We start from the raw sequence: 22,476 nt of genomic DNA on the forward strand, positions 1-22,476 counted from the left end.
TGGTGCTTACCCCAATGACCTGGCCTTCTCTACGCGCCACACTGTCCCCGCGCCCGACGGCCGGGCGCGTGAAGCCCAGGGAGCGTACGGATGAGGGTCCGCAGAACACTGGTCGCAGCGGCCCGGGGGCTGGGGCTGGCCCTGGTCGCCGAGGTGGGCTCGGTCGTGCTGTTCGTGCTGACCGTGCTGTCCATGGCGCTGATGGTGATCGGGCTGGGGGTGCTGACCACCCCGGCCGTGGTGGCGTCGGCCCGGAGCTTCGCGCAGCGGCGCCGGGTGTGGGGGCGGGAGGTCTCGGGGCTGCGCATCCCCGCGGCGTACCGCCCCTTTCCGCCGGGGCTGGGCCAGGGCCCGGCGGGCCAGGCGCGGCGCTGCGCGGTGCTGCTGCGGGACCCGGCGACCTGGCGCGAGCTGCTGTGGCTGCCGGTGGATGCGACGGTGGGGTGCGCGCTGGCGCTGCTGCCGTCGTCGCTGGTCGGGTACGGCGTGGCGTTCGTGCTGCTGCCGCTCTTCCAGTGGGTGACGGGGCTGGGCACCCAGGCGCTCGGGTTCGGTCCGCTGACCACCGACCATCCGGTGGCGCTGCTGGCGGCGCCGCCGCTCGGCATCGCCCTCCTGGTGCTCGCCGTGTGGGGCGGTCCGGTGCTGCTGCGGGCCCATTTCCGGCTGGCCGAGGTGTTCCTGACGCCGCCCCGGGCCGAGCTGGCGGCGCGGGTGGCGCACCTGGCCGAGACCCGGCAGGACGCGACGGACGCCTCGGCGGCCGAGCTGCGGCGGATCGAGCGCGATCTGCACGACGGGGCGCAGGCCCGGCTGGTGGCGATGGGCATGAACCTGGGCGCGATCGAGGCGCTGGTGGAGAAGGACCCGGCGCGGGCCAAGGAGATGCTGGGGCGGGCCCGCCGGTCATCCGCCGAGGCCCTGACCGAGCTGCGGGATCTGGTGCGCGGCATCCATCCGCCGGTGCTGGCCGAGCGCGGCCTGGGCGATGCCGTACGGGCGCTGGCGCTGCGGATGGAGCTGCCGGTCGAGGTGACGGTGGCGCCGGCGGGACGGGTCGCGGCGCCGGTGGAGTCGGCCGCGTACTTCGCGGTCAGCGAGATCCTGACGAATGCCGTCAAGCACTCGGGCGCGGACCGCATACGGGTGGACATCGGGCACACCGACGGACGGCTGCGCATCGCGGTCGCCGACAACGGGCGGGGCGGCGCCGCGCCGGCCTCGGGCGACGGTGCGTCACACGGCTCCGGGCTGCGCGGGGTCGAACGCCGGCTCGGTACCTTCGACGGCGTCCTCGCCGTCAGCTCCCCGGCCGGCGGCCCGACCCTGGTGACGATGGAGATTCCGTGCGAGACGACCGGCGCGACACCGGGCGGGACCCCGTGCGCGTAGTACTGGCCGAAGACCTCTTCCTGCTGCGCGACGGGCTGACCCGGATGCTGGAGGCGTACGGCTTCGAGATCGCCGCGGCGGTGGAGAGCGGGCCCGAGCTGGCGCGGGCGCTGGCGGAGCGGGAGCTGGATGTGGCGATCGTCGATGTCCGGCTGCCGCCCTCGTTCACGGACGAGGGGCTGCAGTGCGCCCTGGCGGCCCGGCGCGCCCGGCCCGGCCTGCCCGTGCTGGTGCTCTCGCAGCATGTGGAGCAGCTCTACGCCCGCGAGCTGCTGGCCGACGGCAGCGGCGGGGTGGGCTATCTGCTCAAGGACCGGGTCTTCGACGCCGAGCAGTTCATCGACGCGGTGCGCCGGGTGGCGGCCGGCGGTACGGCGATGGATCCGCAGGTCATCGCGCAGCTGCTGGCGCGGCGGGCGCGGGACCGGCCGATGGGGCGGCTGACGCCGCGGGAGGTGGAGGTGATGGAGCTGATGGCGCAGGGCCGGTCCAATGCGGCCATCGCGGGCCGGCTGGTCATCACGGAGCGGGCGGTCGCCAAGCACACCTCCAACATCTTCGGGAAGCTGGATCTGCCCCCCTCGGACGACGACAACCGGCGCGTGCTGGCCGTGCTGGCCTACTTGGACCGCGGCTGACCGACCGTTAGCGTGCCCCACGCACGGGTCCGTTGTTACCGCCGAGCAGTGGGGGCACACGTGAGCCGACCGTCACGACGCGCACTGTTGGGAACCGCCGGAGCGATCGGCGCACGGGCGGCGCTCGGGGCCGCGGCGCCCGCCGCGGCCGCCGGGCCCGCCCTGCCCCGGCCGGAGCCGGCGGCCGCGGACGGCACCGCCGCGGCGCGGGCGGCGCTGGAGCGGCTGCTGCCCGACCACGCCGGCCAGTTCCGCCTGGTACGGCTCGCGGCGGACGGCGGCGGGGACGCCGACCGCTTCCGGGTCGAGGGCACGGAGGGCCGGATCACGGTCGCCGGGACCGGCCCCGCCACGCTCCTGACCGGCGTCCACTGGTACCTCAAGTACACCTGCCACGCCCATCTCTCCTGGGCCGGCGACCAGCCGGCCCTGCCCGCCCGGCTGCCCGCCCCGACCGCGCCGCTCGAACGCGCCACCGCGCTGCCGCACCGCTTCGCCCTCAACGACACCCACGACGGCTACACCGCCCCGTACGCCACCTGGGCGCGCTGGGAGCGTCTGATCGACGTCCTCGCGCTGCACGGCGTCAACGAGGTGCTGGTCACCCCCGGCACCGAGGCCGTTTACCACCGCGTGCTGACGGAATTCGGCTACTCCGACGCCGAGGCCCGGACCTGGCTTCCGGCGCCCTCGCACCAGCCGTGGTGGCTGCTCCAGAACATGAGCGCCTACGGCGGCCCCATCAGTCCCGAACTCATCGCCAAGCGCGCCGAGTTGGGCAGCCGGATCAACGCCCGGCTGCGCGCCCTGGGCATGCACCCCGTGCTGCCCGGCTACTTCGGCACCGTCCCGGACGGCTTCGCCGCCCGCAACCCCGGGGCCCGGACCGTCCCTCAGGGCACCTGGTCCGGTCTCAGGCGCCCCGACTGGCTCGACCCGCGCACCGACGTCTTCGCCGAGGTCGCCGCCGCCTTCTACCGCCATCAGCACCGGCTCCTGGGCCCCGCGGACCACTTCAAGATGGATCTGCTGCACGAGGGCGGCGACCCGGGCGACGTACCGGTCGCGGAGGCGGCCCGCGCCGTGGAGAAGGCGCTGCGCACCGCCCGCCCCGGCGCCGTCTGGGTGATCCTCGGCTGGCAGGAGAATCCGCGGCGCGATCTGCTGGACGCCGTCGACCACGACCGGATGCTGATCGTGGACGGCCTCAGCGACCTCGACAAGGTCACCGACCGGGAGCGGGACTGGGGCGGGGTGCCGTACGCCTTCGGCTCCATCCCCAACTTCGGCGGCCGGACCACGATCGGCGCCAAGACCCATATGTGGGTGAAGCGCTTCACGGCATGGCGGGACAAGGAGGGCAGCCGGCTGGCCGGTACGGCCTATATGCCGGAGGCCGCCGAACGCGATCCCGCCGCCTTCGAGCTGTTCAGCGAACTGGCCTGGCGCCGGCGCCCGGTGGACCGCCCCGCATGGTTCGCGCGCTACGCCGACCTGCGCTACGGCGCCCGCGACGACCACGCCCGTGCCGCGTTCGCCGCGCTGTGCACCGGCGCGTACGCGATCGACAGCCAGGACGGCCGCCCGCACGACTCGGTCTTCGCCGCCCGCCCGGACCTGGCCGCCCGCTCCGGCACCCGCTACGCCACCCACACCCCGGCGTGCGACCCGGCCGGCTTCGACGCCGCGTTCGCCGCGCTGCTGAAGGTCCGCCCGCAGCTGCGTACCAGCGACGCCTACCGCCACGACCTGACCGACGCCGCCCGGCAGGCCCTGGCCAACCGCTCCTGGCAGCTGATCGGGCAGCTCCAGGACGCCTACCGGCGCAAGGACCGGCCGGCGTTCGGTGCGCTGGCGCGGCTGTGGCTGGAGCTGATGCGGCTCAGCGAGGAGGTCACCGGCGCGCACCGGCACTTCCTGCTCGGGCCGTGGCTGGCCGACGCCAGGGCGATGGCGTCCGGCGACGCGGAGCGGGCCCGGCTGGAACACAGCGCCCGCGCCCTGATCACCACCTGGGCGGACCGGGCCACCGCGGACGGCGGCGGGCTCGCCAACTACGCCAACCGCGACTGGCACGGCCTGATCGGCGACGTCCATCTCCCCCAGTGGCAGGCGTACTTGAACGAACTTCAGGACGCGCTGGCGGCGGACCGGCCGCCGCGGTCCTTCGACTGGTACGCCATGGAGGAGCCCTGGACACAGCGGCGCAACGACTACCCGCTGCGCCCCACGGCCGACCCCCACCGCACCGCGCGCCGCGTCCACGACACCCTCGCCGCGGCCCCCTACCAGGGCACCGCCACCCTCACCGCCGACCCGCAGACCGTGCCGCCGGGCGGCCACGCCACCGTCACCGCCGCCCTGCGCAACGTCAACGGCCTGCGCGCCACCGGCCGTGTCGACTTCGCACTCAGCGGCCTCGACGCCACCGCCGACGGCCCCCTCGCGCTGCCCTCCGTCCCGCCCGGCGGCACCGGCGAGGCACGGTGGCGGGTGACCGCCCCGGCCGGACCGCCGGCCGATCCGCTGAGCCCGCTGCCCTACGGCCTGACGGTCGAGTACGGGCCCCGGGGTGAGCCCCGGGTCCGCGCGGTCCGCCACGGCACCCTCTTCGTGGCCGGCCCGCTGGACGACAACCTCCTGACCGTCACCACCAATGCGGCGGTTTTCGGCCAGTTGGACGACCGCTTCGCGATCGACGGCGCGGGAGCCGACCTGTGGAAGGGGACGGCGGAATTCGGCGCCCTCTACCGGGCGGGCGCGCTCCGGGAGGGCGGATCGGTGACGGTGGAGGTGACGCGCCAGGACGCCACCACCGGCCCCTGGGCCCGCGCGGGCATCATCGTCCGCAACCGCCTCGCCCACTCCTCCTCCCCCGGCTTCCTGAACCTCTCCGTGACGCCCGCCAACGGGGTCGTCCTCTCCTACGACGCCACCGGCGACGGCACCCTGGACACCTACCGGCGGCTCACCGGGATCGCCGCCCCGGTCCGGCTCCGCCTGACCCGCGGGCCGGACCGGGGGGCCGCCGGCACCTACACCGGCGCCTGCTCCACCGACGGCGGCGGGACCTGGCGCGAGATCGCCACCGTCACCGTCCCCGGGGCCGCCGTCGCGCAGGACACCGGCCTGCACCAGTGCGCCGCCAACTCCGCCACCGGGGACGCCACCAGGCAAAGAGGAACGGCCGAATTCCGCCGGTGGCAGATGTCCTGACCGGCCGCCTGCGCTCCACTGGAGGGGGCGATCGGCCACCCCGTACGCTGGCCGGATCTGAATCACGAGCGAGGGGAATCGGTATGGGCACCGCAGCGGACAAGGAGTGGCTCTACGGCCTCGACATCTCGGGCGCCGTCTGGCAGCGCCCGGCCGGCGACGACGCCGAGGAGGCGGTGGAGATCGCGTTCCTGGAGCGCGGCGCGGTGGCGATGCGCAATTCCACCGAGCCCGATGTGGTTCTGCGCTACACCGAGGCGGAGTGGCGGGCCTTCGTGCTCGGCGCGCGGGACGGCGAGTTCGACCTGCGGTAGCGCCGTCCGGGTCACCCGTGGGGGCGAGCGGACGGCCCCCGGGTGACCATCACAGGATTCACTCGTTCCACCGAATGTGGAGCAGCAGCAAGCGACATCCCCGCGTCCGGACCGCACTTCCGCCGATGGGCCCGCCGACATCGGCGAGGCCATCGGCGTCGAACAGGCCGAGGCCGCGCTGGTCGAGCACTACCCCCGGCTGGTACGGCTGGCGTATCTCGTCCTGCCGCCCGGCGGCGGACGCGGCCGGCGGGTGCTCACCGCCCATGCGGTGGTGCAGCGCACCCTCCCGCGCCGGCGCACCGCCGCCCGCGATCTTGTGCTACCGGCACCGCCCGCCCCGCGCTCCGGCGGCGAGCCGGCCGCCGACCCCGGTTACGCCTTCCTGCGTCAGCAGGTGCTCAAGGACGCGCTCGCCACCGGACGCGCCCGGTGGCGCCGTCCTCCCCTGTTCCCCCAGGTCTGGGGACTGCGCCTCTTCCCGCGCTCCGGCGGCGCCGATGAACTCGCCCTGGACCAGGCGCTGTCGGCGCTGTCCGGGCCCGGCCGGGCCGCGTTCGTCCTGCGCGATCTGGAGGGGCTGACGGCCCATGAGACGGCCTGTGTCCTGGAGGCGTCCGGGGTGGCCGACGCCCGGGAGGCGCTGGACGAGGCCGACGGAGCTGCGGTCCCGGCGGGCAGCCGGGACCGGTCGCTGCTGGAGTCGGCGGAGTTCGACCCGTGCGCCCTCCAGGCCCGGCCGACGGATCTGATCCGCCGGCGGCAGCACGGCCGGGCGGCGCTGGCGGCGGGCGCGGCCGTGGTGGTGTGCGGGGCGCTGCTGGGGCTGCCGGGTAAGGGCTGGGGGCCGGACGGCGCCGCCGCTCCCCCGTACGCGCAGAACGCCGCGGCCGAGGCGGCCCTGGATCCCGGGAAGTTGACGGCGGTGTCCGCGCAGGCCTGGGAGAGCGCGGCGCGCCAGGACTTCTCGGCGTGGCCCGCCCGCGGCGACCGGACCGGCGACCGGGCGCTGCTGCGCCGGGCGCTGGCGGTGTGGGCCAGGCCAGGCGCCGGGGTGCGGCTCTCGGCCACGCCGGGCACCCCGGCAGGCCCCGCGGCCGGGCCCGCGCAGCTGCTGTTCGCGGGCGTCGTCGACCACTCCGTCGTCGTGCTCTTCCATGACGGCCTGCGGGTGGTGCGGTACGCCGAGGCGGCGGACGGCGAGGGGCAGGAGGACGGCAGGGGCGCGGCGCTCGACTTCGCCCGTACCGACGGCGCGGACGCCGCCTCGGCGAGCGCCCTGGTGGTGGGCCGCACGGAGGGCAACGTCCGCTATCTGACGGCCCCTTGGGTGACGTCCGTCGATCTGGTCGATCTGCTCGCGCCGGACGCCGCGGGACAGCGGCTGGGCGTGGACGCGAGCGGCGTGACCGACCCCGCGCCGTCCCCCCGCCCCGACCAGAAGTGCACGACCTGGCCCGCGCTGCGCATGGACGGCCGGCTGCTGACCGACCTGGGCGACCTGTCCCCGGCCCGGCTGACGTACGGCACCCCGCGCAAACCGGGCGAGGTGCGCACCCCGCAGGCCCGGACGGCATGGGCGCGCGGCGGCTGCGCGCTGGCGGCGGTGCGCGGCCAGGGCGTACGGAGCGTGAATTCCTGGGAGTTCGCGCGGCAGCCGCTGCCCGGGGGCGCGGGCAGCGCGACATGGGTGTGCACCCGGGCGGAGACCTGGCGCGGGGCGGGCAGCCGGACGCTGGCGCAGTTCCAGCCCCCCGCCCCGGCCGGCCGACCGTATGCGCCCGGGGCGGTGGCGGCGAACGTCACGGACGGTACGGCCTGCGGACCGCGGGCGCCGCGGGCGCTGGCCGGGGTGCTGTGGAAAGCGAGCGGCGGCCAGTGGTGGCTGCTGGCGGCGGGCAGCGGGAAGGTCACGTCCCTCACGGCCACCGGCGGGGTGCAAGGCCGGGCCGCCGGGCATCTGATGGCGGTGCGGGCGCCGGCCGGCGCCCAGGCACAGCTGGCGGGGCGGCTGGCGGACGGCACCGAGGTCGGCGCGCTCCGCTGAGGCCGCCGGCCGCGGCGTCCCCGTACCCGGCGCCTCGGGCGGTACGGGGACCCACGGCCGGAAAGGTGTGTCCGAGGGGTATCGACATTCTTTACCCGCCAGTACATTGACGCCATGTCTAATACGGCCTCGCTGCGGCCCCAGCCGGTCGCGTCCGAGCACATCCCCCTCAAGGCCCGCAACGTCGCCTTCGACTGGGCGGACACCCCCCTGCACTGGATACCCGGCGACCCCGCCAGCACCCACACCATCAACGTTCTGCACCTGCTCCTGCCGGCCGGCGAGCGCTGGTTCGTCCATGTCTACAAGCAGGCGCTGCCGTACATCCGCGACGCCCGGTTGCGCGAGGACGTGATCGGGTTCATCGGCCAGGAGGCGATGCACTCCCAGGCGCACGACGACGTCCTGCCGCATCTCAAGGCGCAGGGCCTGGACCCGACCCCGTACACCGCGCAGGTCGACTGGCTCTTCGAGAAGCTGCTGGGCGACCGGACCCTGCCGCCGGGCCGGGCCCGGAAGTGGTGGCTGCTGGAACGGGTCGCCACCATCGCCGCGATCGAGCACTACACCGCCTTCCTGGGCGACTGGGTACTCAACGCCGATGCCCTGGACGCCAAGGGCGCCGATCCGACCATGCTCGACCTGCTGCGCTGGCACGGCGCGGAGGAGGTCGAGCACCGGTCCGTGGCCTTCGACCTCTTCCTCCACCTGGACGGCGGCTACCGGCGGCGGGTGCGGACCTGGGCAACCGCATTCACCGCTCTGGTGTTTCTCTGGCAGAGAGGCACCCGCTTCTTCATGGAGAACGACCCCACCCTGATCGACGGAAAGGCCAGCTTCCGGGAGTTCTTCCGCGCCGGGCGGCAGGGGACGCTGCCGACGGCGGGCGCCATGGCCCGCTCCATTCCCCAGTACCTCAGCCGCGCCTACCACCCGTCCCAGCACGGCAGCACCGCGCAGGCCGTCGCCTATCTCGCCGGATCCCCCGCCGCGACGGCGGCCGAGTCCGCCACGGCCGGAGGTGCCTGAAAATGCCCCGTACACCCCGTATCCACACCGTCGTTGTGGTGGCCGCGGCGGCCCTGGTGGCCCGCCGGGCGCTGCGCCGCCGCATCAAGGCGTCGCCGCTGTGGCCGATGCCCGCGCTCGAGAACCCCATCTCCGGAAGGGGACGCAGCGCACCGGGGACGACGCGCCACCTCCTGGTCGCCGAGAGGACGGAGGAGGCCGAGGGAGTCGTACGGCTGCGCCTGGAGGGCGACGACCTGCCGGCCTGGGAGCCCGGGGCGCATATCGACGTGGTACTGCCGTCGGGGACGGTGCGCCAGTACTCGCTGTGCGGGGAGCCCTCGACGCCCGGCGCGTACACCATCGCCGCCCGGCTGATCGAGGACGGCCGGGGCGGTTCGCGCGAGGTGCACGAACAGCTGCACGTGGGCACGGCCGTCGAGGTCCGCGGCCCGCGCAACCGCTTCCGCCTGGACGAGTGCCATGCCTATGTCTTCATCGCGGGCGGCATCGGCATCACCCCGATCCTGCCGATGGTGCGGCAGGCGGAGCGGGAGGGCGTGCCGTGGCGGCTGCTGTACGGCGGGCGGTCGCGGGCCTCGATGCCGTTCCTGGAGGAGATCGAGAAGCTGGCGGGGGCCGCGGCGGACCGGGTGACGGTGGTCGCCGAGGACGAGGACGGGCGGCCGGATCTGGCCACGCTGCTCGCCGACGCGCCCCCGCACGCGGCCGTCTACTGCTGCGGCCCCGAGCCCCTGATGGACGCGGTGGCCGCGCTGCTGCCCGACGGCCCCGAGGGACTGGCCCTGCACACCGAGCGGTTCGCGCCCGCCGCCCCGGCCCCGGCCGGCGAGAACGCCCCGTTCGAAGTGGAGCTGCGCCGCAGCGGCCGCACGGTCACCGTGCCGGCCGACAGCAGCGCCCTGCGCGCGATCCGCGACCAGGCGCTGCCGGACCTGCCGTACTCCTGTGAACAGGGCTTCTGCGGCACGTGCCAACAGCGGGTGCTGTCCGGCGAGGTGGAGCATCGCGACGATCTGCTGACGGACGCCGAGCGCGACGACTCGCTGCTGATCTGTGTATCGCGGGGCCGGGCGGGCGAACGCCTCGTCCTCGATCTCTAGCCACCGCGGCCGATACCCGGCTTGCCAGGGCCGTGATTCCCTGGGCCGCCCCGGGTCGTTAGGGTGTCCGCATGACGACCGGGGCGCGCCGCAGGATGGGCGTCGAGGAGCGGCGCGAGCAGCTCATCGGCGTCGCACTCGATCTTTTCAGCCACCGTTCCCCCGAGGACGTGTCGATCGACGAGATCGCCGAGGCGGCCGGGATATCGAGGCCGCTGGTCTACCACTACTTCCCCGGCAAACAACAGCTGTACGAAGCCGCGCTGCGGCGCGCCGCCGAGGAGCTCTCGGCCCGCTTCCTGGAACCGCACGAGGGCCCGCTCGGCGCCCGGCTGCTGCGCGTGATGGAGCGGTTCTTCGACTTCGTGGACGAGCACGGCCCCGGCTTCTCCGCCCTGATGCGGGGCGGCCCCGCGACCGGGTCGCAGAGCCGCACCGGGGCGCTGATCGACGGCGTGCGCCAGGCCGCGTACGACCAGATCCTCGCCCATCTCGGCGTCCCCGCCCCGCCGCCGCGGCTGGCGCTGGTGGTCCGCTCGTGGATCTCACTCGCCGAGACCACCGCGCTGCTGTGGCTGGACGGACGCCGCATTCCGCGCGCCGAACTGGAACGGCAACTGGTACACGACTTCGCCGCGCTGGCGGCGGTGAGCGCGGCATACGACGAGCCGATGGCGGACGTGGTCCGCCGCATGCTGGCGGACGAGCCGGAGAACGGCATGTTCGCGGAGCTGGTGGGTCGGTTGATGCATTTGCCTGTTCGCAGCGCGTGACGCTGCGCTTGGCCTGCGCCCCACGTTGTCGGCTGGCCCGCCGTGGTGGTGTCTCGCCGTTGCGCCTGCGGCGGGCTGTGGTCGCTGCGCGAGGCTGTTCGGCTGCGGGACCGGGCCTCCGGACTCCGTCCTGCGGCCCGCCCCCTCCCCGTGGGGGGTGGGGAGAAGGAGGGTGGGGTGTACGTCGGTGGTCAGGTGCACCTTGTCGAACACGATCACCTGCACCGGATACGAAACGTCCGCCCCCACCGGCCTCTCCCACCCACCCACGGGAGGGGACGGCCCGTAGCGGCGAAGCCGTGTAGGGCCGTCACCGCACCCGACAACACCACGCCCGCCGCAGGCGCAACGGCGACAAGCCACCACGGCGGGCCAGCCGACAACGTGGGGCCAAAAGCAAAGCGCAGCGAACAGGCACAATCGGGGGATGGACGTGATCACTTACCGCCTCGCCGGCAACCCCGACCTGGCCACCCTGGTTGCCCTCTACGACGGCGCGGCCCGCTGGATGCAGGACAACGGCATTGCGCAGTGGAAGCCGGGCGGGAAGGACGCCGAGCATTTCCGGCGGCGGATAGCGGAGCGGGAGGCGGGGGAGGTGTGGCTCGCGGAGGCGGGCGGGCGGGTGGTCGGCGGCTTCGAGTTGTGGTGGCAGGACGTACCGGCGTGGGGTGAGCAGCCGCCGGTGGCGGGGTATGTGCACCGGCTGATGGTGGACCGGGGGCACGCCCCGGCCGGGACCGGGCGCGGGATGCTGGGGCACGCCGAGCGGCGGATCGTGGCGGCGGGGCGGGAGTGGTCCCGGCTGGACTGCATGACGAGCAATCCCCGGCTTCGCCCGTACTACGAGGGCGCGGGCTACACCGTCGTCGGGGAGCAGCCGTTCAAGGAGGGGCCGGGCGGCAGCAGGTACGGCGTCACCCTCCTGGAGAAACGGCTGGTCCCCTAGGGGCGTCAGCGGCCGCCGGTGCGGGCACGCAGCGCCTTGCGGTAGTCGTCGACCGAGTCCGCGATGCCTTCAAGGCGTTCGGCCAGGGAACCGGGCGTGCGTTCTTGCACCAGGAGCCGCAGCGCGGCGGCGGGACGGAGCTCGCCCCCGAAACCGCTGGGGGTGTCGGAATGGATCACCGGCCCGTTGCCGAACGCCTCCGGGTCGTCGTCGGAGCGCTGGTACGCCCAGCGGCACGGCCACAGACGCAGCGCGGTCTCGCCCATGTAGCGGACCGCGCCCTGGACGAACTCGTCCCGGGCCGCCGCCTTCAGCGCGTCGGGGCCGTCGAAGCGGTCCCACATCAGACGTTCCAGCGCGGAGAGCGATTCCAGGGAGAAGTCGAAGGGGAAGCCGTCGGGCAGATGGGCCGTCCGCCACCGGTCCAGTGCGGTGTCCATGGAGGACAGCCACTCGTCGAGGAACCGGCGGGACGCCTCGTTCGCGTGCAGGCGGTCGTCCTCCAGGTACCAGGCGGGCGTGTCGGGCTCCGCGGTGGGGAGATCGTTGCGGACCGGGTTGCCGAGCGAATCCGACATCGGCAGGCCGAACTCCTCGAGACCCTCGGCCTGCTCGGGCGTCAGCAGGAGCCACCAGGCGCCCACGGCGTCCTCGTCCAGCTGGTGGAAGTTCCGTGGATCGTCACCGCCGGGCACGAGGTCGCCGACGGCGTCGCAGATGGCCATCCAGTCCATGTAGCGCCGGAAGTCCTTGTCGTGCTCCGTGTGGTACCAGAGTGACCGGCCGTTGCGGCGGACATGCAGGTACTCCTCGCCGTCCTCGTTCTCCACCAGCTCGACGTCATCGACCACCACCGAGCCGCCCGAGCATGCCGCGACATCGAGCAGCAGTTCCTCATACCCGTCGCTGACATCGCCCGGCATCTTTTCCGGCAACTGGAAGCCGAGTCCGCATTCGCCGACGAAGAAGGTCAGCTCGTCGGCGCTCTCGTGTTTCTCGTCCACGTCGTAGCCGAATCCGCTGGTCTCGGCCAGGCCGGCGGCGGCCTGTTCCGGTGTCGCTATGCCCAGCCGGACCAAGGTCTCCGCAAATTCGCGGCAGGTGCGTCGTATCGCCTCGCTCATGACGGCACCCTCACACATTCCGGCCGCCCCGGCCCGATGATCTCCGATTAAGGGGCCGGGGTACGGGTGAAGACGGCGACGGTGCGGGGTGGGACGGTGAAAGTTCCCGAACTCTCTTGGTATGAGGCGGACTTGACGATGGGGTCGGAGCCGTGGGCCTGGCGGGGGTGGAGGGTGTACGGCGTGCCCGCGGCGGCGGGGAGGCGCTGGGTCTGGAGGTGTGGGGTGGCGTTGAAGAGGACGACGAGGTGGCCGAGGCGCATGGTGATGACGCCCGGGGTCTCTTGTGTGCCGGAGAGGGGGAAGGAGAGGGCGGACTGGACGTCGGCGGTGGTGGGGAGGCCGAAGTCCGGTTCGGTGGCGTGGATGCGGAGGAAGTCGCGGTAGGCGGCGGAGGTGGCCGTCATCGTGGCGCAGTCGGGGTGGAGGGCCGGGTCGGCGAGGAGGGGACGGGCGTAGGGCCACTTGTCCTTGTTGTCGGCGGCCGGGGGCAGGCCGCGTCCGAAGCCGTTGCCGATGCCGGGTCCGGTGCCGTCGGTGCAGTTCCAGTGGAGGGCGTTGAACCAGTCGCCGCTGTCGAAGGAGTTGCGGTCCAGGGACTTGGAGCGGAGCAGGTCGGTGCCCGCCTGGGAGAGGGCCGGGCCCTGGGAGAGGGCGGCGGTGGCCAGGGCGATGACCTGCATACGGCCACGGTCGGCGGCCGAGGTGGTGGGCGGAAGCTTGTAGGCGAGGGCGTCGTAGAGGGTTTCGTTGTCGTGGGCGTCGGCGTAGGCGAGGGCGTCGCCGGGCGCGGCCGCATATCCGGCGGGGGCGCCGTTGTAGTCGACCTGGGAGCCCTTGACCTGGTGACCGGTGGTGTCGGTGAAGGTGTAGTCCGCCAGATTGCCGGTCAGTCCGAGTTTGATGAGGTCCTGGTAGTGGAGGAGGCGGGCGCGCTGGGCTGCCGGGTCCCCGTTGGCCGGTGAGGAGTTGGGGTCGGTGAAGAGGCCGGAGGCGAAGCCCTGGACGCGGGGGTCGGCGTCGAAGGGGCTCCCGCCGCGGACCGCGTCGCGGGCGCGGTCGCTGAAGGTGGCGATGCCGGTGCCCGCCATGTTGCGTTGGGTGGCCTGGACGAAGCGCGCGTCGCCCGCCACCTCGCCGAAGTCCCAGCCCTCGCCGTAGAGGATGATCGCCTTGCCGTCCACGCCGTCGCGGGCCGGGGTCAGGGCGTCGAGGGCCTTGCGTACGGCCAGGATGTTGGCCTTCGGGTGGTGTCCCATGAGGTCGAAGCGGAAGCCGTCGATCTTGTACTGCCTGGCCCAGGTGACGACGGAGTCGACGACGAGCTTGCCCATCATGGTGTGCTCGGGTGCGGTGTTGGAGCAGCAGGTGGAGGTGGCGACGCTGCCGTCGTCCAAGAGGCGGTGGTAGTAGCCCGGGACGATGCGGTCGAGGATCGACTTCGGGTCCTGGCCGCTCGCCGCGGTGTGGTTGTAGACGACGTCCATGACGGTGCGCAGGCCGATCCCGTTCAGGCCCTGCACCATGCGGCGGAATTCGAGGGTGCGGCGTGGTCCGCTCGGCTGCGCGCCGCCTGTGCTCTTTGCCGAACCCCCGGAAGCAGGGCCGGGGTCGGAGGCGTAGGAGCCTTCGGGGACGGTGTAGTGGAGGGGGTCGTAGCCCCAGTTGTAGGCGTCGCGGGCGGCCGTCTCGCCGACGCATTCCTGTTGCCGGTCGGAGTCGGCGGGCAGCGTGACGAGGTCGCAGTCGGGTTGTTGCGCAGGGTCTTGCTGGTCGGTGCGGCGTTCGGGGATGGTGGCGCCGTCGAAAGCCGGCAGCAAGTGAACGTAAGACGTTCCGGCCGCTGCAAGGGATTTCAGGTGGCGCATGCCGTCCGAGCGGGTGTCGGTGAAGGCGAGGTACTGGCCGGGGTGGCGGCTGGTGCGGTCCTCGGCGGAGAAGTCGCGGATGTGCAACTCCTGGATGCGGGCCTTGCGCAAGGGGACCGCAACGGGTTTCTTCAGCTGCGACCAGCCCTGGGGGGCCAGCCGAGGGTCCCCGAGATCCGCCACGAGACTGCGGGAAGAGTTTGCGGTCAGCGCCGTGGAGTAGGGGTCGGTGACCTTGTTGGTGACCGTCCTGCCGACGCTGGGCGCCCAGACGCGGACGACATACCGGTACGGCTTTCCGGTCCAGGACGGGTTTCCTTGCGCGCGCCAGACGCCGGTGGTGTCGTCGCGTCGCATCGGGACCGTACGGCCGTCCAGTTCGAGCGCCACGGTGCGGGCGGTGGGCGCCCAGACGGCGAGGCTGGGGCGGTGACCGGCGTCGAACGTCGGTCCCAGGCGGGTGTGTTGAGCGGCGCGTCCGTACAGGTCGTCCAGCACGCCGGGTATCTGGACGCCGGTGGTGGCGGGCGACGCACCCGATGCGCGTTGCTGGGTGGCGATCAGTCTGTTGCGCAAGGCGTTGCGGGCCAGGCCGCGGTCGCGCGGGTCGACGGTGAAGGCGGGAAAGTCCTTCAGGTGGGGGTAGGCGGTCCGCTCGGCGGGGGTGAGGGTGCCGGGGGTCAGGCGCAGGCGGTGCGCGGGTGCCCCGGGGTCCCCGAACTCCAGTTGCGCCGGGGCGCGTTCGGCGCCCTTCCAGACGACGGTGTCGCGGTCGATCCACTGCGCCTCGGCCTTGGCCGGGCCCGGCGGGGCGGCGTGCGCCTGTTGCTGCGGGGGCGTGACGAGCAGGGCGGCCGCGCCGAGGGCGAGGGCGGCGGCCAGGCGCTTGCGAGGCCGGTACCGGAGTTCCGTGGAGGGCATGGGTCTTGGTTCTAGCGGCGTTGATTGATGACTGCAAGACCTTACGCAAGATATTGCAAGGGTGTTAAGTTCCTGCGGTAGCCGGTCCGGCCGGCCGGAGGCCCGCAACCCGGGCCCTACGCGCCCGGCCGGCCGGACCGGCCTCACGGACCTCAAGACGCCTGAAGAAGCATTCGGCGACGACGGTCTTGCCCGGCGGCGGCCGCTCCTCCACCCGCCGGCAGGAGGCGAGTGCGCCGACCGGGGCGAGTCGGCGCCCGAACTCGCTCTCGGGAGGCGGGAGTCGCACCACACCGGTCCCGGGCGGACGCGGCTCCGTACAGGCGTCAGCGACCGCGATACGCAGGTTGCCGGGGCGGGCCGACCCCGAAAGCCGGGTGGGCCGCAGCTCGAAGTCGCGGCCGGGTACGCGGCCGTGGGTGGCGGCATTGGCGGGTTCACCGACGATCAGCGCGACCGATGCGGAGACCTCACTCCCGTACGGGAAGCCCCCATACGTCGAGTTGGCGGACTGCTGGGTACCGGGCGAGGCCCGCGCCCCGTGGGGTGGCGCTGAAGCGCTGACTCTCCATCCGCGACTCCAGGGACAAGGACGGCCCGCGGCGCGCGGTGCCGCCCGGGTCCTGGGCGGCGTTCGTCACGTACGCCGCCCAGGAGGCGGGAGCAAGGGCGCCCGTTGCCGCGTCAGCCGGCGACGGCGCCTGCCGTGGCCATGAGCTCGGGGACCGTGCCGTGGAACTCCGGCAGCAGGCGAAGGGCCACGGCCCAGGCCTCGACGTTCGAGCCGAGGTGTTCCTGGGCCAGCTTCCGGGCCTCGGCGCGGGCCTGGGTCCAGGCGCCCTTCCCGAGCCGCTGGTAGGGAAGGGACGGGTAGTCGACAACGGCTGCGGCCGGATGGGCGTGGTGCACCAGGTCTTCGGAGGCGAGTGAGCCCCGGCGGAGGGCGGACCCGACGCACCACTCGGCGCGGGACAGGTGCACGTCGGCCAGGCAGTTCTGGAGCAGCGCCCGAGGGCAGTCCCTGTCTTCCGCGAGCGCGAGCAGCAGGCCCGCCGGCAGGGGATCCTCGGCGTGGGTCCGTATCAGCGCGTCCCAGGGGAGCGTGGTGCCCTCGGAGACTGCCTTGCCGATGCGGTCGGTGTAGGCGGCGGCCTCGTCGGCGTCGCGGACGTTGCGCAGGAAGGCCACCACCCGGGCCGGGTCCTCCTCTGCGGTGAGCCGCTCGCGCAGGCTGTCCAGGCCGCCCGGGGTGTCCAGGGCCTTCAGAATCGCCCGCCCGGTGCGGAGGGGCCAGGAGCGCTTGTCCTGGTCGAACCGGTCCTGGGTCAGCAGCGCGCGGACGGTGTCCGGGCCCTGGCGCTCCCACAGTGCGATCACCAGGCGCAGCCGGCCGGCCTCCGTGTACAGCCTGAGCCGGTCCAGTACGACCTCGAGCACCTGGGCGTCACCGGAGGTGATACCTGCCGCGACCATGTGGCGGCCGCCGTCGTTGAGGCGGCGGTGCCGGAGTTTTGAGATCAGCTCATCGTGGACGGGAACCGCCCCGCCGCTCCGGCCGACGCCCGCCAGGATCCGTATCCGCTCCTTCTGGTCGAGTCGGTGATCGTCGAAGAGCTGGGCGTTGATGAGCGGGTCATCGCGGTCCAGGAGCGCGTCGATCACTTCCTTGACCAGGACGATGTCGGATGTGTGGGCCGCCAGCTCCGGGCCGTGGACGGCGACGAGCTCGGCGCAGACGCGCGGCGACGGCGTGCCGATGGCCAGCAGATGCTGGACGGCCCGCATGTCCAGATGCGGTACGAGCGCGACCCGCACCTCCTCCGGCGCGCAGCCGAAGAGGTCCAGGAAGACCCGGCGGGCACCCACCGCTTCCTCCTTGCCCGGCTCGCCGGGGCCCAGCGGATCGGGCCACTCGGTGACGCGCCTGGTCGTGGCGCACACCTTGGCGATCAGTTCGGTGGCGGAGCCCTCGAAGCGGCGCAGGCGCTTGTAGAAGGTCAGCCATGCGGTGGCGTCGTCCCCGAGCGGAGCGATCAGCTCGGCGACGGCCTTACGGGTCGGCTCGTGGTCGTACTCCAGGGCGGCCAGGACCTTGCGGGCGGGCGCCGCCTCGGCCAGGACGCGATCGAGGGGCAGCCAGCCCGCGGACACGCCACGCGGGATGAGGTCATCGAGGTCGAAGCGCCGCTCGCGGGCCTCGGGGCCGAGCAGCGTCTCCATGGGCAGCCGCGCGGTGTAATGCGCCGACTGATGCGGTTCGCTCCGGAATGCCTCCAGGACGAGGTCCTCGGGGCAGTCGGGCCACTTGCTCAGGGCCATCAGCCGTCGGCCGCGGAACGGGCTCCGCTCGTGCTCGCGCCGTATCAGATCCCAGTCGAGGGGCACCTGGACCGGCATGCGGTCCATGTCTCCGACGTCGCCGCGTATCCGCAGCAGTACGGAGACGGCCGCCAGGTCGGTCCACTCCCCCGGCGCGCGCCGGTCCCGCAGCAGCGCGGCCGCGTCGGGCGCGGTGGCGGCCTCGTGCAGCAGCGCCAGGAGACCGGGGTGGGCGGGCCCGTCGAGGGTGTCGGCCAGGTCGGCGAGTGCTTGCGGACCGCCGTGCGCGAGCAGGACAGCGCAGGCATCCAGCGCCACCGGCAGCGGAAGGTCCGATACGAGCACCCGCGTGGCGTGCGCAACGACTTCCGGGAACGGGCCCTTCAGGGCAGGCGCGAGCATGCTGCTCCGCGCCTCCCCGAGCAGCATCTCGACGAGCCCGCCCGGCGCGTACCAGCCGGGGTCGGCGGGGTCGGCGGCAGCGAGGACGGCCGCCTGGACCCCGGGCTCCGCCTGCTCCCGTGCGATCCGGAACAGGCCGCGTGCGAGCCCGGGGGCGCCGAGTCCGGCGAGCTTCAGGAGGCTCGCCGTATCGCACAGGTCCGGATGGGAATTGCCCAACAGAGCGGCGCACAGCTCCAGGTCGCCGGATGCGGCAACGGCCTCCACCAGCTGGGACGGCAGTTCCTTCTGCGTGCTCAGCAACGAGCGGACCTCGGTCCGGAACCGGGTGAGCAACGGACCGTAGAGGGACGGGTCGGCCAGCTGAAAGGCCATCTTGAACGCTGTCTGCTCAGGGGAATTCATTGCGGCGCCTCGGTTCAACGGAGTTACGTGACAGACATGTTGACAGGGGGGTCTGACAATCCCGTCCGGCGTCGGCGAAAGGCCCTCCGACCTGGTCCTTCGGCGGGGGATGCGGCCGGATTCAGCGCTCGTTCCCCGGCGCCGACCAGCGGTGGAGGGTGTCCCGTTCCGCGGTCAGCCAGGTGCCGTCACCAAGGAGCCATACGTTGTCGACGTCGCGCATCGGGTATGCGATCCGGCCGTGGAGCCGGCCGGTCGCCGGGTCGGCCAGCCAGTGGCTGTGCTCCTCCCAGATGTCCCAGCCGAACATGTGGACCCTGGCCTCGTCGTACGAGTTGTGCAGGGTCACCAGGGCGGTGTCCGCGTCGACATAGCCGCCCCGGCTGGAGATCCACGGCCGGTCATGGACCGCGCAGTCTCCCGTGCCCGGTGGGGGGAAGTCGCCGAGCTGCAGTACCGCCGCCACTTCGGAGGACGGGAAACGGTGCCAGCGGACGTCCCGGCCGTGTTCGTCGACGCTCATCTCCCCGGTGCCCGACGGATTCACGTCCAAGACGATCCGGTCGCGCGGAGCCGGCGCTCCGGCGCGGGCGGTCATCTTCTTTCCGAGGACGATATGGCCGCAGACCAGGGATGCCTGATGGAGCGTCGATTTTGCTCCACCGCCGGATGCGTGCACACCCGTCAGGTACCCCTCGGATCCCCACGCCAGGTGGACGAACCGCTCGTCTCCGCCGCACGGGAGGACGCTGCGCGCCAGCTCGTTTCCCGCGGTGTCCAGCGCGACGAACAGGGTCTTGCCGACGGCGCCGGAAGGCAGTCGCAACAGGGTCTGGGCTTCTCGGTACGGTCCCGCCATGGCGAAGCCGACGTGCCCGGCACGGCTTGCAGGCCAGACGCCGAAGGACCGCTGCCACATCCGGTTACCGTCCCGGTCGACGGCGGTGTACGAGGTCTCTCCCTGGAACACCACGAAGGACAGGTCCGGAGCAACCCGGTCTCTCATGTACCCCCGGCGTGACGAGGGTCTGGGGAAAGCGGCGAGCAATTCCAGTTCCTCGCCCAGCTCGTACACCCGCAGCGAGTCCGGATCCTTGAGCATCAGCCGCGGAAGCGGCGTGCTCCGAACGAACCACCCTCCGCCCGTCGAGAGGTCCTGGACCCCTGGGATCCGGTACTTCGCCACCAGGTGAGGAGTGATCGTCATGGCTTGTCCCCCGGTTGTGTGCCCGTCCCCCGTTGACCTGGAACGTATCGAGGCCGCCCACAAGCGTGCCCGAAGGGTCCGGCAACGGGAACGCCCGGTGCCGGGGCGGCCTCACCGCGGCGGGCGGGCCGGGCCGGTGGAGCCCCGTACGACCAGTTCCGGCTGGAAGACGAATTCGGTGCGCTGTACGGGGTTTCCCTGGATCTCCTCGATGAGTGCGCCGACCGCCGCTGTCGCCATCGCCTGTACCGGCTGTCGCACCGTGGTCAGCGGTGGGTCGGTGAAGGCGATGAGCTGCGAGTCGTCGAATCCGACGACGGAGAGGTCGCCGGGGACGCCGAGGCCCCGTTGGCGGGCCGCGCGGACGACGCCGAGCGCCATCAGATCGCTGCCGCAGACGATGCCCGTACACCCGTCGTCGAGCAGCGCCGCGGCGGCCGCGTGGCCGCCCTCGACGCTGAACAGGGTGTGCCGGACGCGTCGTTCGGCCTGCCCCCTCGACAGGCCGAACGACTCCTCCAGCGCCGCCGCGAAGCCCTCGGCCTTGCGGCGCGAGGGGACGTAGCGGGCGGGTCCTACGGCGAGGCCGATGTGTTCGTGGCCCAGCTCGGCCAGGTGGCGTACGGCCATCCTGGCGGCGGCGCCGTCGTCGGGTGAGACGAAGGGCGCGTCGATGCGGTCGTTGTAGCCGTTGATCAGGACGTAGGGGACTCCTCGTGAGGTCAGGCGGGTGTAGCGGGACGGGTCGGCGGCGGTGTCGGCGTGCAGGCCGGAGAGGAAGACGATGCCGGTGACACCGCGTTCCTCGAGCTGTTCGACGAGTTCGTCCTCGGTTGCGCCGCCGGGCATCTGGGTGCACAGGACCGGTGTGTAGCCGTGGCCCGCCAGGGACTGCTCGATGATCTGGGCGAAGGCCGGGAAGATCGGGTTGGTGAGTTCGGGGATGACCAGGCCGACCAGGCCCGCGCTGCGGCGTTTGAGGCGTACCGGACGTTCGTAGCCGAGGACGTCGAGGGCGGCGAGCACACGGTGCCGGGTGCTCGCCGCGACGCCTGCCTTGCCGTTGAGGACGCGGCTGGCGGTTGCCTCGCTGACCTGCGCCTGGGCGGCGATGTCGGCCAGGCGCGGGGTGGGGCGGGGTGTCGGCAGGGTCACTCCTCCCACCAGACGGTGGTGTCGGCTGCAACCACGCAGTCACCTTCGGTGTTCAAAAGGTGACGGGAAGTGGAGAGGTGAGAGGGGGGAAGGGATGAGAGGAGGACGCGGCCGGGGCGCTCGGTCAGCTTCACCGCCGCCTCGGTGGTGTTGACCGTGCAGACGAGGCCGCCGGGTCGCCGGAAGGCCAGTACGCCGGCGGGGGCGTCGAGCCATTCGACGGTGTCGCCCGCGCCCAGGGCCGGGTGGGTGCGGCGGAGGTCGAGGGCGGTGCGGTAGAGCTCCAGGGTGGAGTCGGGGGCGCCGGTCTGCGCCTGGGCGGTGAGCGGTGCCCAGTCGGCGGGTTGCGGCAGCCAGCTGCCGGTGTCGCCGAAGCCGTACGGGGGTGCGTCGCCCGACCAGGGGAGGGGGACGCGGCAGCCGTCGCGGAGGCCGTCCTGGCCGTTGGCGCGGAAGAAGGAGGGGTCCTGGCGGACCTCGTCGGGGAGGTCGGTGACCTCGGGCAGGCCCAGTTCCTCGCCCTGGTAGAGGTAGACCGAGCCCGGGAGCGCCAGCATCAGGAGGGCGGCGGCGCGGGCGCGGTCGAGGCTGCCGCCGAGGCGGGTGCGGTGGCGTACGACGTCGTGGTTGGACAGCACCCAGGTGGCCGGGGCGCCGACGGGCCGCATCGCGTCGAGGGACTCGTCGATGACGGTGCGGAGGTCGGTCGCATCCCAACGGGTGTTGAGGTAATGGAAGTTGAAGGCCTGATGCAGCTCGTCGGGACGGAGGTAGAGGGCGGTGCGCTCGGCGCTGGGGGTCCAGGCCTCGGCGACGGCGATGCGGTCGCCGGAGTACTCGTCGAGGACGGCCCGCCAGCTGCGGTAGATGTCGTGCACGCCGTCCTGGTCGAAGAAGGGGAGGATCTGATTGCCGAGGAGCTTGAGCTGTTCGCCGTGGCCCATGTCGGGCAGGCCGGGCGCCTTGACGAGACCGTGGGCGACGTCCACCCGGAAGCCGTCGACGCCCAGGTCCAGCCAGAAACGCAGGATGGAGCGGAACTCGTCCTGGACGGCGGGGTGTTCCCAGTTGAAGTCGGGCTGTTCGGGGGCGAAGAGATGGAGGTACCACTCGCCGTCGGCCAGGCGGGTCCAGGCGGGGCCGCCGAAGATGGACTCCCAGTCGTTGGGCGGCAGCTCGCCGTTCTCGCCGCGTCCCTTGCGGAAGTGGAAGCGCTCGCGGGCGACCGACCCCGGGCCCTCGGCGACCGCGCGGCGGAACCATTCGTGCTGGTCGGAGCAGTGGTTGGGGACGATGTCGACGATGATGCGCAGGCCCAGGTCATGAGCGTCGCGGATCACGGCCTCGGCGTCGGAGAGGGTGCCGAACATCGGGTCGATGGCGCGGTAGTCGGCGACGTCATAGCCGCCGTCGGCCTGAGGGGAGGCGTAGAAGGGGCTGAGCCAGACGGCGTCGACGCCCAGGTCGCGGAGATGGGGCAGGCGGCCGCGGATGCCCGCCAGGTCTCCCATGCCGTCGCCGTTGCCGTCGGCGAAACTGCGCGGATAGACCTGGTAGATCACCGCGTCGCGCCACCAGTCGGTGGCAGGAGTGACGTTGTGCTGTGCGGTCATG

16 protein-coding genes are annotated in these 22,476 nt (G+C 72.9%); 9 read left to right on the plus strand and 7 right to left on the minus strand.

Annotated features, from left to right (window positions below):
• Window positions 1–90: 90 nt before the first annotated feature.
• The 9 genes from AC5677_RS11305 (at window position 91) to AC5677_RS11345 (ending at window position 11,461) form a co-directional block, all read left to right on the plus strand.
• Window positions 91–1,392 (plus strand): sensor histidine kinase, encoded by a 1,302-nt coding sequence (locus AC5677_RS11305; protein WP_497194895.1) that lies wholly within the window; start codon window positions 91–93, stop codon window positions 1,390–1,392.
• The gene (locus AC5677_RS11310) at window positions 1,383–2,030 is read left to right on the plus strand and encodes a LuxR C-terminal-related transcriptional regulator (protein ID WP_497196585.1); all 648 of its coding nucleotides are present in this window, start codon (window positions 1,383–1,385) and stop codon (window positions 2,028–2,030) included. Before AC5677_RS11305 ends, AC5677_RS11310 begins: the two co-directional genes overlap by 10 nt.
• 60 nt (window positions 2,031–2,090) lie before the next feature.
• Window positions 2,091–5,246, plus strand: coding sequence for an alpha-N-acetylglucosaminidase (locus AC5677_RS11315; RefSeq protein WP_497194896.1), 3,156 nt, complete (start codon window positions 2,091–2,093; stop codon window positions 5,244–5,246).
• Window positions 5,247–5,329: 83 nt separating this feature from the next.
• Window positions 5,330–5,560, plus strand: a complete 231-nt coding sequence (locus AC5677_RS11320; protein ID WP_497194897.1) for a DUF397 domain-containing protein — start codon at window positions 5,330–5,332, stop codon at window positions 5,558–5,560.
• A 76-nt stretch (window positions 5,561–5,636) separates the two neighbouring features.
• Window positions 5,637–7,607 carry a hypothetical protein gene (locus AC5677_RS11325; RefSeq protein WP_497194898.1) on the plus strand — a complete coding sequence of 657 codons (1,971 nt, stop codon included), beginning with the start codon at window positions 5,637–5,639 and terminating at the stop codon, window positions 7,605–7,607.
• Window positions 7,608–7,721: 114 nt separating this feature from the next.
• On the plus strand, window positions 7,722–8,636 hold the full coding sequence (locus AC5677_RS11330) for a metal-dependent hydrolase (RefSeq protein WP_497194899.1): 915 nt from the start codon (window positions 7,722–7,724) through the stop codon (window positions 8,634–8,636).
• Between the two features lie 2 nt (window positions 8,637–8,638).
• A complete protein-coding gene (locus AC5677_RS11335) occupies window positions 8,639–9,739 on the plus strand; it encodes a PDR/VanB family oxidoreductase (RefSeq protein WP_497194900.1) in 1,101 nt (366 codons plus the stop codon).
• A gap of 71 nt (window positions 9,740–9,810) precedes the next feature.
• Window positions 9,811–10,512 (plus strand): TetR/AcrR family transcriptional regulator, encoded by a 702-nt coding sequence (locus tag AC5677_RS11340; RefSeq protein ID WP_497194901.1) that lies wholly within the window; start codon window positions 9,811–9,813, stop codon window positions 10,510–10,512.
• A 427-nt stretch (window positions 10,513–10,939) separates the two neighbouring features.
• Entirely contained in the window at window positions 10,940–11,461 is a 522-nt protein-coding gene (locus tag AC5677_RS11345; RefSeq protein WP_497194902.1) for a GNAT family N-acetyltransferase, read from the plus strand.
• A gap of 5 nt (window positions 11,462–11,466) precedes the next feature.
• Here the strand turns inward: AC5677_RS11345 and AC5677_RS11350 are convergent, their stop codons facing one another.
• The 7 genes from AC5677_RS11350 to AC5677_RS11380 all read right to left on the minus strand — a co-directional run bounded on the left by AC5677_RS11350 (window position 11,467) and on the right by AC5677_RS11380 (window position 22,475).
• Entirely contained in the window at window positions 11,467–12,585 is a 1,119-nt protein-coding gene (locus AC5677_RS11350; RefSeq protein ID WP_497194903.1) for a hypothetical protein, read from the minus strand.
• 47 nt (window positions 12,586–12,632) lie between these two features.
• The gene (pulA, locus tag AC5677_RS11355; protein WP_497194904.1) at window positions 12,633–15,374 is read right to left on the minus strand and encodes a pullulanase-type alpha-1,6-glucosidase; all 2,742 of its coding nucleotides are present in this window, start codon (window positions 15,372–15,374) and stop codon (window positions 12,633–12,635) included.
• Between the two features lie 470 nt (window positions 15,375–15,844).
• Window positions 15,845–16,015, minus strand: a complete 171-nt coding sequence (locus AC5677_RS11360) for a hypothetical protein (protein ID WP_497194905.1) — start codon at window positions 16,013–16,015, stop codon at window positions 15,845–15,847.
• A gap of 43 nt (window positions 16,016–16,058) precedes the next feature.
• The gene (locus AC5677_RS11365; protein ID WP_497194906.1) at window positions 16,059–18,500 is read right to left on the minus strand and encodes a hypothetical protein; all 2,442 of its coding nucleotides are present in this window, start codon (window positions 18,498–18,500) and stop codon (window positions 16,059–16,061) included.
• 121 nt (window positions 18,501–18,621) lie between these two features.
• The gene (locus tag AC5677_RS11370) at window positions 18,622–19,707 is read right to left on the minus strand and encodes a hypothetical protein (protein WP_497194907.1); all 1,086 of its coding nucleotides are present in this window, start codon (window positions 19,705–19,707) and stop codon (window positions 18,622–18,624) included.
• A gap of 111 nt (window positions 19,708–19,818) precedes the next feature.
• Window positions 19,819–20,862 carry a LacI family DNA-binding transcriptional regulator gene (locus tag AC5677_RS11375; RefSeq protein WP_497194908.1) on the minus strand — a complete coding sequence of 348 codons (1,044 nt, stop codon included), beginning with the start codon at window positions 20,860–20,862 and terminating at the stop codon, window positions 19,819–19,821.
• Window positions 20,859–22,475 (minus strand): glycoside hydrolase family 13 protein, encoded by a 1,617-nt coding sequence (locus AC5677_RS11380; RefSeq protein WP_497194909.1) that lies wholly within the window; start codon window positions 22,473–22,475, stop codon window positions 20,859–20,861. The genes AC5677_RS11375 and AC5677_RS11380 overlap by 4 nt, the downstream gene beginning before the upstream one ends.
• Between the last annotated feature and the right edge of the window lies 1 nt (window position 22,476).

The organism is Streptomyces sp. JLSY215, from assembly GCF_059682825.1.